Annotated in this window: 14 protein-coding genes and 2 tRNA genes; 3 read left to right on the forward strand and 13 right to left on the reverse strand. The window is 53.2% G+C overall.

Going from position 1 to position 14,195, the window contains the following annotated elements; translation table 11 throughout:
• Positions 1-34 precede the first annotated feature (34 nt).
• Positions 35-433, forward strand: a complete 399-nt coding sequence (locus LG204_RS07460; protein ID WP_230336675.1) for a DoxX family protein — start codon at positions 35-37, stop codon at positions 431-433.
• Between the two features lie 74 nt (positions 434-507).
• Here LG204_RS07460 and LG204_RS07465 read toward each other — a convergent pair whose 3' ends face one another.
• The 4 genes from LG204_RS07465 to LG204_RS07480 all read right to left on the reverse strand — a co-directional run bounded on the left by LG204_RS07465 (position 508) and on the right by LG204_RS07480 (position 3,606).
• Positions 508-2,142, reverse strand: a complete 1,635-nt coding sequence (locus LG204_RS07465; protein ID WP_230336676.1) for a phosphoethanolamine transferase — start codon at positions 2,140-2,142, stop codon at positions 508-510.
• 256 nt (positions 2,143-2,398) lie between these two features.
• On the reverse strand, positions 2,399-2,953 hold the full coding sequence (locus tag LG204_RS07470; protein ID WP_230336677.1) for a thermonuclease family protein: 555 nt from the start codon (positions 2,951-2,953) through the stop codon (positions 2,399-2,401).
• Positions 2,953-3,348 carry a GNAT family N-acetyltransferase gene (locus tag LG204_RS07475; protein WP_230336678.1) on the reverse strand — a complete coding sequence of 132 codons (396 nt, stop codon included), beginning with the start codon at positions 3,346-3,348 and terminating at the stop codon, positions 2,953-2,955. Before LG204_RS07475 ends, LG204_RS07470 begins: the two co-directional genes overlap by 1 nt.
• The gene (locus LG204_RS07480; RefSeq protein ID WP_230336679.1) at positions 3,349-3,606 is read right to left on the reverse strand and encodes a hypothetical protein; all 258 of its coding nucleotides are present in this window, start codon (positions 3,604-3,606) and stop codon (positions 3,349-3,351) included.
• Between the two features lie 281 nt (positions 3,607-3,887).
• Between LG204_RS07480 and LG204_RS07485 the strand changes: the two genes are divergently transcribed.
• Positions 3,888-5,906 carry a hypothetical protein gene (locus tag LG204_RS07485; protein ID WP_230336680.1) on the forward strand — a complete coding sequence of 673 codons (2,019 nt, stop codon included), beginning with the start codon at positions 3,888-3,890 and terminating at the stop codon, positions 5,904-5,906.
• Positions 5,907-6,005: 99 nt separating this feature from the next.
• On the opposite strand, the gene LG204_RS07490 is transcribed toward LG204_RS07485, so the two are convergent.
• The 9 genes from LG204_RS07490 to LG204_RS07530 all read right to left on the reverse strand — a co-directional run bounded on the left by LG204_RS07490 (position 6,006) and on the right by LG204_RS07530 (position 12,998).
• Positions 6,006-6,082: transfer RNA gene (locus tag LG204_RS07490), tRNA-Met, on the reverse strand.
• 88 nt (positions 6,083-6,170) lie between these two features.
• A complete protein-coding gene (ychF, locus tag LG204_RS07495) occupies positions 6,171-7,256 on the reverse strand; it encodes a redox-regulated ATPase YchF (protein WP_230336681.1) in 1,086 nt (361 codons plus the stop codon).
• 18 nt (positions 7,257-7,274) lie between these two features.
• Positions 7,275-7,862 carry an aminoacyl-tRNA hydrolase gene (pth, locus tag LG204_RS07500; protein ID WP_230336682.1) on the reverse strand — a complete coding sequence of 196 codons (588 nt, stop codon included), beginning with the start codon at positions 7,860-7,862 and terminating at the stop codon, positions 7,275-7,277.
• Between the two features lie 123 nt (positions 7,863-7,985).
• A complete protein-coding gene (locus LG204_RS07505; protein WP_230336683.1) occupies positions 7,986-8,603 on the reverse strand; it encodes a 50S ribosomal protein L25/general stress protein Ctc in 618 nt (205 codons plus the stop codon).
• Positions 8,604-8,686: 83 nt separating this feature from the next.
• A complete protein-coding gene (locus LG204_RS07510) occupies positions 8,687-9,622 on the reverse strand; it encodes a ribose-phosphate pyrophosphokinase (protein ID WP_230336684.1) in 936 nt (311 codons plus the stop codon).
• Between the two features lie 81 nt (positions 9,623-9,703).
• Positions 9,704-9,780 (reverse strand) — tRNA-Gln (locus LG204_RS07515).
• Positions 9,781-9,794: 14 nt separating this feature from the next.
• A complete protein-coding gene (ispE, locus tag LG204_RS07520) occupies positions 9,795-10,655 on the reverse strand; it encodes a 4-(cytidine 5'-diphospho)-2-C-methyl-D-erythritol kinase (RefSeq protein ID WP_230336685.1) in 861 nt (286 codons plus the stop codon).
• A gap of 4 nt (positions 10,656-10,659) precedes the next feature.
• Entirely contained in the window at positions 10,660-11,250 is a 591-nt protein-coding gene (lolB, locus tag LG204_RS07525) for a lipoprotein insertase outer membrane protein LolB (protein WP_230336686.1), read from the reverse strand.
• 35 nt (positions 11,251-11,285) lie between these two features.
• The gene (locus LG204_RS07530; protein WP_230336687.1) at positions 11,286-12,998 is read right to left on the reverse strand and encodes a tetratricopeptide repeat protein; all 1,713 of its coding nucleotides are present in this window, start codon (positions 12,996-12,998) and stop codon (positions 11,286-11,288) included.
• Between the two features lie 249 nt (positions 12,999-13,247).
• On the opposite strand from LG204_RS07530, the gene LG204_RS07535 reads away from it, so the two are divergent.
• Positions 13,248-14,180: an ABC transporter ATP-binding protein gene (locus LG204_RS07535; RefSeq protein WP_230336688.1), complete on the forward strand. Its 933-nt coding sequence runs from the start codon at positions 13,248-13,250 to the stop codon at positions 14,178-14,180.
• Positions 14,181-14,195: the final 15 nt, after the last annotated feature.

The following is a 14,195-nucleotide window of genomic DNA, read 5'->3' on the forward strand; positions in this document are numbered from 1 at the left end:
TTTTTTATTTTTTTACTTTAAAGGGAGTTTTCTCATGCAAGCACTACATCGTCACGGCCCATTGGTCGGCCGCATCCTGATCGCGCTGATCTTCATCCTCTCAGGCTTTTCCAAGATCGGCGGTTTTGCCGGCATCTCCGGCTACATCGCCAGCAAAGGCCTGCCGCTGCCTGACCTAGTGACCATCCTCACCATCCTCATTGAAGTGGGAGGCGGCTTGCTGATCGTCGTCGGCTACCGTGCGCGTCTGGCCGCTGCTGCCTTGTTCTTGTTCACTCTGGCAGCCGCGTTCCTGTTTCATGATTTCTGGGCAGCAAGCCCAGACATGGCGCAAAACCAGATGATTCATTTCATGAAAAACATCTCCATGGCGGGTGGTCTGTTGTTTGTGCTGGTGCATGGCAGCGGCCCGCACAGTGTAAAAGCCGACTAATCCTTTAGTCTTTCAGCCAAACAAAAAGCCCGCTCATAATAAGCGGGCTTTTTCTCGTCAGCAGATGCTGATTCTTACTGCAACGCTGTATGCAGCTGGCCTTGTTGCTGCAGCATGCTGATGACGTCGGCGTTGTGCATGAGCACATCGTGTTTGCTGTCGCAGGTTTTGCTGTTGAGTTCGTACGAGACCAGCAGGGTGCAGAAGAGGTCATCGTGGCTGAAGGGGTAATCCTGATAGGGCTTGAGGTCGCTTAATTTGTAATCAAAATGCTTGCCCATCCAGACGATGGCGGGGATGTGGGTTTGCTCTTGCGGGGCGATCATGTAGGGGGCGGCATGCAGGTAGATGCCGTGTTCGCCCAGGGATTCGCCGTGATCGCTCACGTACAGCATGGCGGTGGCGTGGGTTTCGTTGTATTGCTTGAGAAAATCCACCACGTGCGCCAGGAAGTAGTCGGTATACAGAATGGCATTGTCGTAGGCGTTATCGAGTTCTTGCTGCGAGCATTGGCTGAGCTCGTTACTTTTGCAGGCGGGTTTGAATCGCTCAAACTCGGGCGGGTAGCGGCGATAGTATTCTGGGCCGTGGTTGCCCATTTGGTGCAGCACGATGAGGATATCCTTGTTTTTATGGCTGTCGATGTATTTATCCAGCCCGCCCAGCATGCCGATGTCGCGGCATTCGGTATCGCAGACTTTATTCAGCGTGGGGCTTTTGAAGTTTTCGTACGTCATGCGCGTGGCGACGCCTTTGGAGTCCGAGTTGTTGTCGCGCCACAGAATCTGCACGCCATGCTCAAACAGCACATCCAGCGCATTTTCATAATGCAGGGCTTTTTCGCGGTCAAAATCCTTGCGGCCCAGCGCTGAAAACATGCACGGCACAGATTCGCCAGTGGAGGTGCCGCACGAGCTGACATTGCGCAGGCTCAGCACATCGCGCTTGGCGAGCTCGGGGTTGGTGTCACGCGGGTAGCCATTCAATGAAAAGCGATCGGCACGCGCGGTTTCGCCCACCACCAGAATAATCAGCTCATGTTGCGATGGCGTGCCTATCATCACCGCATCGGGTGCGGTGGCTGTCAGCGCGGTAATCGCGGTGGACTTCAGCTTTTCATGCGCATAACCAAACAGCGAGTAAACGGGGTAAATCGGGTTGGCATAGTTGCGGGTGATTTTGTGCTCGCGTATGAAAGACGCGTAATGCGCGGTAAACGGTGCCACCACCAGCACCATGCCGATGATGAGCAGCAGCGTGAGCGAAAGCTTGGACTGGAATTCCGCCTTGAAGCCCCTGCCGGCTGGCCAATAGCGAATAATCAGCCACGCCGGCAACACGCCCAGCAACAAGGTGCGCAGCACCAGCCCCCAGCTCAGCAGCCCGGCAAACTCCTGCGTATCGGTATGAAAAATATTGTCGATCATCACCGTATCGACCACCACGCCATAGGTATCCATGTAATACGCCGCTTGCGATGCCACCAGCACCAGCAAGGCCAGCAGCCAGCGTGCGCCACGGGTATGCGCCACCAGCAGCAGAAACAGCGCGGTGGCAAACGTGAAAAACAAACCAAGGGAGATCAAGAGCGGTACATTGCCAGCGCTGGGCGGGTACACCTCCAGCAGACGTTGAAACAGGCTGATATTGGCCGTTGCCATCAGAAACACGGCAACCAGCAAGGTTTTACGGTTACAAGTTGAAAACATGGGACTCTTTAAACAGGTTGTGAAGTAATGCCCGGCTTGCGCAGGGCTTATCACTACTACATGGCACGATTTGTACCAACGCCCGCTAAAGAGTGTGCGCGGATGGGAGAATGGTTTGTTAATTAAAAATCAAAGACTTGAAGTGTGGTGGCTGAGGCGGAATGCAAGGCAAAGCAGCCCACCCTGCAAACATGTTCATAACCCTGGTTTAACAGCCTGCATATTTTGGTAAAGATGACGGCTGAAAACCGTGGCGCTATCTAAAGCGGCGGTTATGCATCATCCATTGCTGCTTGAAGGCATCCTGCGTCTTTTGCTGGTTTTCTTGCTGTCGATATTCCCATGGCGGGGTCGGGTTGGCATCGGCCCACAGGCCGCGCTTTTCATTGCGGGCGGTTTGCTCAGCTGCCGCGTAGCTTATTCGGTCTGCCTCGGTCTGGTCCCGCGCATAATGCTTGTAATGCCACGCCATGCCCTGAGTGAGCTGGCGCAGATTGCAGTCCGTGCCATCCACCCACACCTTGCCCAGCAGTCGGCCATATTGGTCCGACTCCTGGCTCTCGATCATCGCCTCTCTGCCGCGCGCGCACTCTGCCAGCGCCTGCTTGGCCTTGTTGCCAAAGGCCTGCGCTTGCTCAGGCGCATCAATGCCCTGCAAGCGCACTTTATATTTCAGGTTGTCCGGGGTTTTGACGGTGAGCGTATCGCCATCGGCGATATACACCACCTTGCCACTCACATCGGCATGCGCGGTTAGCGCCAGGCAGCACAGCCATGGCAATACAAAACGGGGTGGGGAAAGGGTAAACATCAGGTCAGGCGGCGAATGACGTAAGCATTATCCGCCAGTGTAAACCCCAGCCTGGGGTAATAGTCCATGGCATCGGGCGCGGACAGCAAAATCAGCGATACCTGCTCACCTGTTTTTTCTCGCGTCAGCCGCACCAGCTCCTCGCCTATGCCCTGGCGCTGATAAGCCGCATCCACCGCCAGATCAGATAAATAACAGCAATAACTAAAATCCGTCAGCGCCCGGCTCACGCCCACCAGCGTGTCGCCATCCCACGCAGAAAACACTAGGTTCGCATGCGTGAACATCGCCCCTATTCGCGCCAGATCATCCACCGGCCGGTTAATGCCCGACGCCTTGAACACCCGCGCCACATCGGCAGGGTTCAACGGAAAATTTTCACGGTAGGTAATCATCTACTTTTGTGCGGACTGGCAAGCATGGTCATGGCAATTCTGTCCGCATACATAATCCCCCGCCGTGCCCACCGCCAGCTCTTTCAACTTGGCCACCGACGCCTCACGACACGCCGACAATGAAGAAAACTGCCCCACGAACACGGTGTTATCCAGATCAAACTTATCCGGGTACACATAGCTATCATAGGTATCGCTGCTGCAGGCAGCGCATAAGGCCAGCAAGGCAGAGAGCGCCAGAAATCTCAATGCATTCATCAACAACATCATGGGTTTACTTTATGGAATGGGTTGAGGTGATTTTAGCGACTAATGGGGAAGGAGGTGGGGTGGGATGACAATTATGGGCTGAGGGCGGATAGCTGACCTTGCTACCCGCTGAAAAAATTGCAGGCGAGTATATTTGGAGGCTATAGCTTGAAATGCCTAAATCACTTCCCTGCAGTTAGGGGATACTTCTTCAATCTCAATGTTATCCTCATAAAGTTTGGAGCTATGATCAATCTGCGCGTATAACGATGAAAAAAGGATGAGGCAACGTGAGTCTACAAACAAATTTAAAGGGTCGCTTACGAAATACTTCCTTGCCCAAGAGTCACGGCTTAATGCCGGTATTTGAGGCTGTGGTTAACTCTATTCACTCTATTGAGGAAAAAAGGGATGTGGAAAATGGCAAGATTATTCTTCGTGTAAATCGCGCAACCCAAGTTGATCTGGACTTAGAGGCTAAGTCCTTGGCGCCCATTGTCGGCTTCACCATAGCTGATAATGGCTGCGGTTTTGACGAAGCCAACTTTAAGTCATTTGAAACTCTTGATTCTGACCACAAAATCGACAAGGGCTGTCGAGGCGTTGGCCGCCTGATGTGGCTGAAAGTATTTAATCTTGTTGAAGTTGAAAGCCACTTTTTAGATGTTGATGGCGAGCTTAAAAAGCGCATATTTCGATTTGACGATAAATTGGGTGTCCACGGCGAAGAGATTGTGTCCGCCACTGAAAAACAGTCAGGAACCCTAATCAAGCTGGTTGGTTTCGATGAAAACTATCGAAAGCAGGTTCCCACAAAGTGTCAGTTGATCGCTAACCAATTGCTGGAGCATGTGCTGTGGTATTTTGTGCGAAGTGAGCACGCTCCGAAAATATTGGTTGAGGATTCAGGAGAAAGCATCGATCTGGATTCTCTCTATGACCAACATATGCACGCAAGTGCTTATCATGAAACCATTAGAATTCGAGAGTACGACTTCGATTTAACCCATATCAAGTTTCGTTCCTCCGTCAATAAAAAGCACCAGCTTGCTCTTTGCGCAGCCAATAGATTGGTTAGAGAGGACTCAATTCAGGGAAAACTTCCCGGCCTATACGGCAAAATTTCAGATGCTGCTGGTGAGTTCACTTATACCTGCTACGTGTCTTCAAGTTACCTCAACGAACATGTGCGCAGTGAGCGGACTTCTTTTGATATTGCCGAAGATGTTGAAGATATGCTCAACGAAGTGAGTTTTAAAGATATTCGCGACGCCGTGTTAGAGCGAACCAAAGAATACCTGCAAGATGTCCTGGAAGAATATGTGTCTGCTGGCCGCAAACGGGTAGATGATTTTATTAACAATCATGCACCGCGCTACCGCCCAATTGCCAATTATATTGCAGAAGAACTGCTGATTTTTGACCCGGAAAAGTCCGACAAGGAGCTGGAGCTACACCTGCACGCTCAGTGGTATGAGGTCGAGCGGCAGCTGGTGAGCGCAGGCCATGACATCATGCAGCCGCAGAATGAGGAGCATGTAGAGGAGTACAAGGAAAGGCTGAGCGAGTATCTACGTAAGTCAGAAGACCTTAAAAAATCAGACCTTGCCAACTACGTTTCGCACCGCAAGGTGATTATCGATCTGCTACAAAAGTCTATCGAGCGACTCGATAATGGAAAGTACGCCCGTGAAGATATGATTCACGAGCTGATAATGCCCATGCGAAAAGATTCCAGCGAAGTCTTTTTGGATTCTTGCAATCTTTGGCTGGTCGATGAGCGCTTGGCATTTCATAACTATTTGGCTTCAGACAAAACGCTCAATGCTATGCCAATTACAAGCAATGACTCAACCAAAGAGCCCGACATACTCAGCCTGAAGGTGTTCGATAATCCACTTCTTGTTAACGATCAGCCCAGCTTTCCTCTTGCAGCCATTACTGTTATCGAAATAAAGCGCCCAATGCGCAACGATATGCGTGAAGGCGAAGATAAAGACCCTATCGATCAGGCTCTCAATTACGTTGAGCGGATTCGTGAGGGTCAGGCAAAAACTAAGTCAGGTCTGTTAATCCCAAGAAATAACGATATCCCCGCCTATTGCTATATCATCTGCGACCTCACTTCAACAATGATAAAACGATGTAAAAACTTTAGTTTGACCATGACTGCTGATGGGATGGGCTTCTTTGGGTACAACCCTAATTACAAGGCGTATATTGAGGTCATTAGCTTTAATCAACTCGTGAAGGCGGCAAAAGAACGTAATCGAGCATTTTTTGAAAAGTTAGGTATGCCAACTACATAACTCTTATGATCGTAAGAAGTGTTAGACCAAAAGGGATGGTCGAAGAGGGGCAGTGGCCGATAAAAAAGCGGCTTCCATCTCTGGAAGCCGCTTGATATTTGGTGGTGATGGGGGGACTTGAACCCTCGACCCCAGGATTATGAATCCTGTGCTCTAACCAGCTGAGCTACATCACCGGGTACTGTTGAAACAAGCCCGCTATTGTATTTTCTGGGCGGGTCTTTGTCAAAGCAAAACTGAGTGTTTTATTGGTTTTGCGGCCGATTACACGTTAAAGCGGAAGTGGACGACGTCGCCATCCTGCATGATGTATTCCTTGCCTTCCAGACGCATTTTTCCGGCTTCCTTGGCGCCTTGTTCGCCTTTGTTTTTCACAAACTCTTCGTAGGCGATAACTTCGGCACGGATAAAGCCGCGTTCAAAGTCGGTGTGGATGACGCCAGCGGCTTGCGGGGCGGTGGAGCCGCGTTTTACGGTCCAGGCGCGCACTTCTTTCACACCGGCGGTGAAGTAGGTTTGCAGGCCGAGCAGGCTGTAGGCGGCGCGGATCACGCGATCCAGGCCGGGTTCTTCCAGGCCGAGTTCGGTGAGGAACATGGCTTTGTCTTCGTCTTCCAGATCGGCGATTTCAGATTCGATCTTGGCGCAGATGGCGACCACGGGGGCGTTTTCTGCTTTGCCGAGGTTAAGCACTTTATCCAGCAGCGGGTTGTTCTCAAAGCCGCTTTCGTCCACGTTAGCCAGATACATCACAGGCTTGACGGTGATCAGGCAAAGGGGCTTGATGATTTGCAGCTGGTCAGCATCCAGGCCCAGGGTGCGCACGGGCTTGCTTTGGTCCAGCCATTTCTGGATTTTTTCGAGCACGGCGCACAGGGCGATGGCTTCTTTGTCGCCAGACTTGGCTTTTTTGCCTTCGCGCTGCAGGGTTTTCTCCACGGTTTCCATGTCGGAAAGGGCGAGCTCGGTGTTGATGGTTTCGATGTCGTCCAGCGGGTCTACCTTGCCTGCTACGTGCACGACGTTGCCATCGTCAAAGCAGCGCACCACGTGGGCAATGGCGTCGGTTTCGCGGATGTTGGCGAGGAACTTGTTGCCGAGGCCTTCACCCTTGGAAGCGCCTGCCACCAGACCGGCGATGTCGACGAACTCTACAATGGCGGGTTGGGTTTTTTGCGGGTTGACGATGTCGATCAGCGGTTTCAGGCGCGGATCAGGTACTTCCACAATGCCGACATTGGGCTCAATGGTACAGAAGGGGTAGTTTTCCGCAGCAATACCGGCACGGGTAATGGCATTGAACAGGGTGGATTTACCAACGTTGGGTAGACCGACAATTCCGCATTTCATATGGCTCGCCTTTTTTGCTTAAACTGCTTTGGGTTTGGTGTGTAACTTGAGCATGGCTTGTTCAAAGCTGCCGGCCAGCAGCTGGTCGAGCAAGGCCACGCTATCTTCTATGGTGGTTTCTATCAGGCTCATTTCGGCCTTGGCTGGCGCATGCAGCACAAAGTGGGCCACAGCTGCGCGCTCGCCGGGGTGGCCAATGCCCAGGCGCAGGCGCCAGAATTCATTGGTGCCGAGGTGCGCGGCAATATCCTTGAGGCCATTGTGCCCGCCGTGGCCGCCGCCTTTTTTCATTTTGACCTGGCCGGGCGGGATATCCAGCTCATCATGGATCACCAGGATCTCATGCGGCTCGAGTTTGTAAAACTTGGCCAGCGCGCTTACCGAGCGGCCGCTGGCGTTCATGAATGTGGTGGGCTTGAGCAGCCAGGCTTCTGTGCCGCTGTGCTTGAGTTTGCCTGCCAACCCGTGAAACTTGGCTTCATTGGCGAGCTTGCTGCCGGATAATGCCGCGACGCGGTCTATCCACCAGAAACCGGCATTGTGGCGCGTGTCTTCATACTCGCTACCGGGGTTGCCGAGGCCAACAAAGAGTTTGATGCCGTTCATGGGTTAATCAGCTTGGGTTATCTGTGCAGCAGTATAAATCCAGCACTATAAATAAAGACGCGCGGTCCGAGTTTGCCAGTGATGGGCTCGGAACGCGCGCTTTAAGCCGCTTGCAGAAAAAACTTATTCTGCTGCTGGTGCGTCAGCGGTTTCTTCTTCAGCAGCTGCACCGCCACGTGGCACGGAGATAGATGCAACAGCTGCATCGTTGTCGTGTGCCAGTTGTACAAATTCAACGCCCTTAGGCAGCTTGATTTGTGACAGGTGGATGCTGTGGCCGGCTTCCAGAGGTGCCAGGTCAACTTCGATGAACTCTGGCAGGTCTTTTGGCAGGCAGCTTACGTCAGCTTCGGTCAGGATGTGGGTTACCACACCGCCAGACAGTTTCACGCCAGGTGCGATGTCCTGGTTGATGAAGTGCAATGGCACCTTCACGTGCAGCTTTTCAGTAGCGCTTACGCGTTGGAAGTCGATGTGCTGAATGGTGTTGCGTACTGGGTGCATCTGGTAGTCACGCAGAACAACTTGTTCCTTCTTGCCATCCAGATTCAGAGTCAGGATGGAAGCGTGGAAAGCTTCGTGACGGAATTCCAGGAACAGCGCCTTGTGGTCAAACTCAACGCTAACTGCGTCTTTGCTTGCACCGTAGACGATGCCAGGCACCTTGCCTGCGCGACGAAGGCGGCGGCTCGCACCCGTACCTTGGTTTTCACGCTTAACGGCGGTAATTTCGATTTGCATGGTACTACTCCTTAATTAACTGCTATCCGCGACCAGATAACAGGGTTGTGAGTGCAGGGCCTTGTGAGCTCTGCGCTCGAAACTTAATCCATAAACAGCGAGCTGACCGAGTCTTCGCGGCTAATGCGGCGGATGGTTTCGGCAAACAGCTCAGCGGTTGAAAGCTGGCGAATCTTGGGGCATGCAGCAGCATCGGCGCGCAATGGAATGGTGTCGGTGACGACCAGTTCATCGAGTTGCGAGCTGGTGATGCGTTCTACAGCCGGGCCGGAAAGTACCGGATGGGTGCTGTAGGCCACCACTTTGGATGCGCCTTGCTCTTTCAGGGCAATGGCGGCTTCGCACAGGGTGTTGGCGGTGTCGACCATGTCGTCCATCAGCACACAGGTACGGCCAGCAACATCACCGATAATGTTCATGACCTTGGCCACATTTGGCTTGGGGCGGCGCTTGTCGATAATCGCCAGGTCGGAACCCAGTTGCTTGGCGGCCGCACGGGCACGCACCACACCGCCGACATCGGGCGATACCACGACCAGATTTTCGTGCTTTTGCTTCAGCAGATCATCCAGCAGGATAGGGGTCGCGTAGATATTGTCGACGGGAATATCGAAGAAGCCTTGAATCTGGTCAGAGTGCAAATCCATGGTCAGCAGGCGGTTAACACCTACGCTGGTGAGCATGTTGGCAACGACCTTGGCGGTAATGGCAACACGTGCGGAACGCGGACGGCGATCCTGACGTGAGTAACCGAGATAAGGAATCGCTGCGGTGATGCGGCCAGCAGAGGAGCGACGCAGCGCGTCGACCATCACCATGACTTCCATCAGGTTGTCGTTGGTGGGCATGCAGGTGGATTGCAGAACGAAGACATCCTTGCCGCGCACATTGTCGAGCAGTTCAATCATGACTTCGCCATCGCTAAAGCGATCTACCGTGGCACGGCCAAGGCCGATACCCAGGTGGCTGACAACTGCTTCGGCTAGCCTGGGATTGGCTGTGCCGGTAAATACCATCATGTCGCCATTGGCCACAGTCGGGATTCCTTGTAGGTCAAAAAAATAAAAAAGCGTGTATAGCTACACGCTTTTAATGCATTCTGGCTGGGGAAGAAGGATTCGAACCTTCGCATGCCGGAATCAAAATCCGGTGCCTTAACCAGCTTGGCGACTCCCCATTTGATCTTTAAATCTACACGTTTTTTACAAGGTCATAAAGTGGATGCTTTTCCAACCCTTTTGCCACACATGAAAACACCGGAAGACCCGCTATTTTCGATGGCACCTGAGCAAGAATCGCTTCTGCTTCTGCCTGGCTTTCAACGCTGATGAATACTGAAGCGCCTGATCCGCTCATTCGTGCCGGTGAGAATTGATTTAACCAACTCAGACTAGCGGCGACTGCGGGATGCTGCTGGCAAACTACAGTTTCAAGGTCGTTGTGAACCATGCCCCTTGAAAAGTCCGCTATTGTCGTGAGTTTTGTATCCCTTGTCAATTCCTTCGACGCAAAAATTTCAGCAGTCGAGACGTTGACTTGTGGCGTCAACAGCACATACCACGCTGGATTCAAGGAGATAGCTGATAATTTTTCTCCTACACCTTCTGCCCAGGCATTCTCTCCAAAAACAAATACCGGCACATCGGCGCCGAGTTGCAGGCCGAGGGTGATCAGGGTTTGCCGATCAAGCTGCAAATCCCACAGATGATTAAGCGCCAGTAGCATGGTCGCCGCGTCAGAGCTGCCGCCACCCAGGCCGCCGCCCATGGGGATGCGCTTTTCAATCTTGATATCGACACCGCGCGTGCAGCCGGTGTGCTGTTGCAGCAGGCGGGCAGCCCGCACGCACAGATCGCGCTCCGCAGGCACGCCGGGGACGTCGGTAATGCGGTTTACCTCGCCATCCTCGCGCAAGCGCAGTTGCAGCGTGTCAGAAAAATCCAGCAGGCGGAACACGGTCTGCAGCAAATGGTAGCCATCGGCGCGCTGACCGGTAATGTGCAGGAAGAGATTGATTTTGGCCGGGGCCGGGTAGGTGTGAAAGTCGCTCATGGGGCTATTGCGTGGTTTGCAATGAATCCGTGCCATCGATATTCCAGCGCTCGACGATCAGCTTGAGATTCAGTTGCAGGCTTTTCATGTAAATTTTGTGGGGCAGGTCGTATTGGCCTACGCGCTGGTACTGGCTGTATTCAATGTCCCAGCCATCCTGCTTGAGGCGGGTCAGGCGGCCTTGTTCATCCCATATCGCTTCATGCGCTGCAGCAGTGGGGCGACCCAGCGCCCAGTCATGCAGACCTTGCATGGGGAGGCGCCAGCCCAGGTTTTGCTCGGTCAGGGTTTCGGCATCTTGCGCGCGCAGGGTTTTCTGGTCGCTGGTCACCATGGTGACGCCAGTCGCGTCTTTATCTATGGTCGCCACTTGCGATCCCAGTGGCGAAAACAGGGCCACCTGGTCCGTGGCTGGCTGGTGATTCCAGGTAAATCCACCTGAGAAACCCTGCTTTTGCGTCTGCACGCCTATGCGGCCTTTCAGGTCGAATGCCTGCAGGGTTTGCAGGCTGACAAGGTGCTGGCGATACACCTCTTCATTGGCCACCGGGCGCGATGGCGTGGTGGTGCAGGCAGAAATCAAGAGGGCCGCCATAAAGAGCGGCCCCCGCAGAAGCACACGCACGTTCATCAGTTCTTGAACTTCTGCGCTGTCTTGATCAGGACTTCATTGTCGGGAAATACCTTGAGGGCGGATTCCCAGGTTTGCACGGCTTCGTCTTTCTTGCCCTGGTGCCACAATACTTCGCCCAAATGCGCGGCGATTTCAGGGTCAGGCTGCTGCGAGTAGGCTTGGCGCAGGTAATTGCTTGCCGAATCCAGCTTGCCCATGCGGTATTGCACCCAGCCCATGCTGTCGAGGATGTAATGGTCATCCGGGCTCAGGGCCAGCGCCTGCTGAATGAGTTTGTGCGCTTCGTCGAGCTTGAGGTTGCGATCTGCCAGGCTGTAGCCGAGGGCGTTGTAGGCTTGCGCAAAATCCGGCTTGAGCTTGATCAGCTTGCGCAGCTCTTTTTCGGCAGTATCAAACTGGCCAATACGCTCCGCGGCCATGGCGTAGTCGTAAATGATTTCCGGCGTGTTGGGCAGGGTGGCCACGGTTTGACCGAGAAGGTCAAAGGCTTCCTGGTAGCGCTTCATCTTGCCCAGCAGGCTGGCCTGCATTTGCATGGAAAGGGCTTCCTGCTCATTGGTCAGCTCGGGGATGTCACGCAGCACCTGTAATGCGGCATCAATGCCCTGCGTACGGGCCACAATGCCAGCAATGTTGAATTGTGCATCCAGATAGCGGTCACCCGGCTTTACGCGGTTGTACCAGGCCAGCGCCAGCTTGTCGTCATTCTGTTTCTCGGCGATTTGGCCCAGGTAGATAAACACCTGATCTGGATTTTTAAATCCGGCAGCCAGAGCGTCCTGAAAGTATTTTTCCGCATCGGCCAGTTCATTGGCCTGAATCGACAGCAAGCCGACGACAACCATGATTTCCGGGTTGTTTTTAGACGCTGAAATCAGCTTGATGAATTCAGGCTTGGCTTCATCAAACCGTTTCTGGTTGATCAGCAGGCGCGCCATGGTCAGCCGAACTTCGTTGGCGTTTTCATTCACGCTGAGAAATTGCTTGTAGAAGTTGATGGCGGCATTAGGCGATTGCAGATACAGAATCTGGCCTTTGAGCAGCGCGCTCATTTCCCACCCTGGGCTCAGCTTTTCTGCAATATCAAGCTCGCTCACGGCAAGCTCCACCTTGCCAGCGGCAAGCGCCGAATTGGCAATGGTGAAATGGGCTTCCGGCAGATCAGGGTAAGGTGCGGCCAGTTCTTGCACCAGTGTCAGCACGGCGCTTTTGTCAGTTTGCTTTGCCAGCAGGCTGTTCAGGTAAAGAAAGCCATTGGCACGGGTGTCTTCTTTTGCCAGCAGTTTTTGCAGGAAAGGCTTGGCCTCGTTTAGTTTGCCTGCATTCACAAACAGCTCGGTGCTGGCTTGCTGCGCCTCGGTTGAGCTGGGGTCGAGTTCGGTCCACAGGCTCACGGCTTGTGTCACCAGGCGTGGCTTGTTGCCGTACACGGCTGCTTTGGCAGCGCGCTCGGCCAGGCGTGGATCACGGCTGGACTTGGCTAAATCGAGAAAAATCGTACTGGCAAGTTCAAGATCACCACGTTGGCCGGCGACTTCGCCAATCAGGTACTTATAGACAAAGGCGCCAGTAAGCTCGGTTTGCGGAGTGGCAGCAGGCTTGGACTTTGCAGATTCTGATTTGGATGGCTCGACTGCCTGAGCGGAGATGCTGGCAATGGAGGCCAGACTTAACAAAACAGCTAGCGTGAGTTTGCGGGGATTAGGCATGAGTGAAAAGTGTTCTCGATACTAGGTGTGGTTGCGATAAATTCTGGCTGATGGCTTAAATGCTTAGTCCGTGACAGTGTTTGCAAGTTCATCCATAATGAATTCTGACTATAGCTTTTTGGATAGAACTTTCCAATAGAATTTAATTCTATTTGCATGTACTTTGAATATATGACCCCTAACGCTTGACAGTTGTCAGGCGTTTTTTTAATTTAGCAGCCCTTCACCCGGAGTGTATCAACTTCAATTATGACTACTGTAACCGTTGAGGCCCGCGAGCTTACGCGCATCTATGGGGGGCGCGAAGCAGTTCGCGATGTGAGTTTTACCCTGAATAAAGGGGAAGTGTTAGGTTTTCTCGGGCCGAATGGTGCGGGCAAATCCACTTCCATGAAAATGCTGACCGGCAACCTTGCTCCGAGCAAGGGTAGCGTCAAGATTTGTGGTATCGACATGATCGAGAACCCCAAGGAAGCCAAGGCGCTGATCGGATACCTGCCAGAGCAACCTCCGCTTTATCGCGAGCTTACCGTGGACGAGTTTCTGGCGATTGCCGCGCGTTTGCACCGGGTGAGTGGCAGTCATGTCAAGAAAGCCGTGCGCATTGCCAAAGAGCGATGTGGCCTGACAGAGATGGGTAGCCGCCTGATTGAAAATCTCTCCAAGGGTTACCAGCAGCGCGTGGGCATTGCACAAGCCATCATCCACAATCCCATGGTCGTCATTCTCGACGAACCTACTGTCGGTCTCGATCCTATCCAGATTCGCGATATTCGCAACCTGATCAAGGAACTGGGCGGCGAGCACAGCGTTATCCTTTCTACCCATATCCTGCCTGAAGTCGAAATGGTCTGTGATCGCGTGCAGATCATTCACAAGGGGCAGATGGTATTCAATGGCTCGATAGACGTGCTCAAGCAGCAACGTCATGGCAACAAGTTGCTAGTTGGCCTGAGCCGCGCGCCCGCTGATGAAGAATTGCTGAAGATTCCTGGCATTACCGGTGTGGAATCCATGGCGGGCGGCCTGTTGCGAGTACGTTATGCTGAAGGTGGCAATCCGGCAGAACTGCTGGTGCAGGCGGCTGTTAACCAGAACTGGGGTCTTTATCAGATTCAACCTGACCAGACCAGTCTGGAAGAAGTCTTCGTTCAACTCACCTTCCAGGAGCAGGCTGCTTAAGCCCGCTCTGCTCAC

It is taken from the genome of Methylovorus menthalis (assembly GCF_020523625.1).
In the GTDB taxonomy this organism is placed as follows: Bacteria; Pseudomonadota; Gammaproteobacteria; order Burkholderiales; family Methylophilaceae; genus Methylovorus; species Methylovorus menthalis.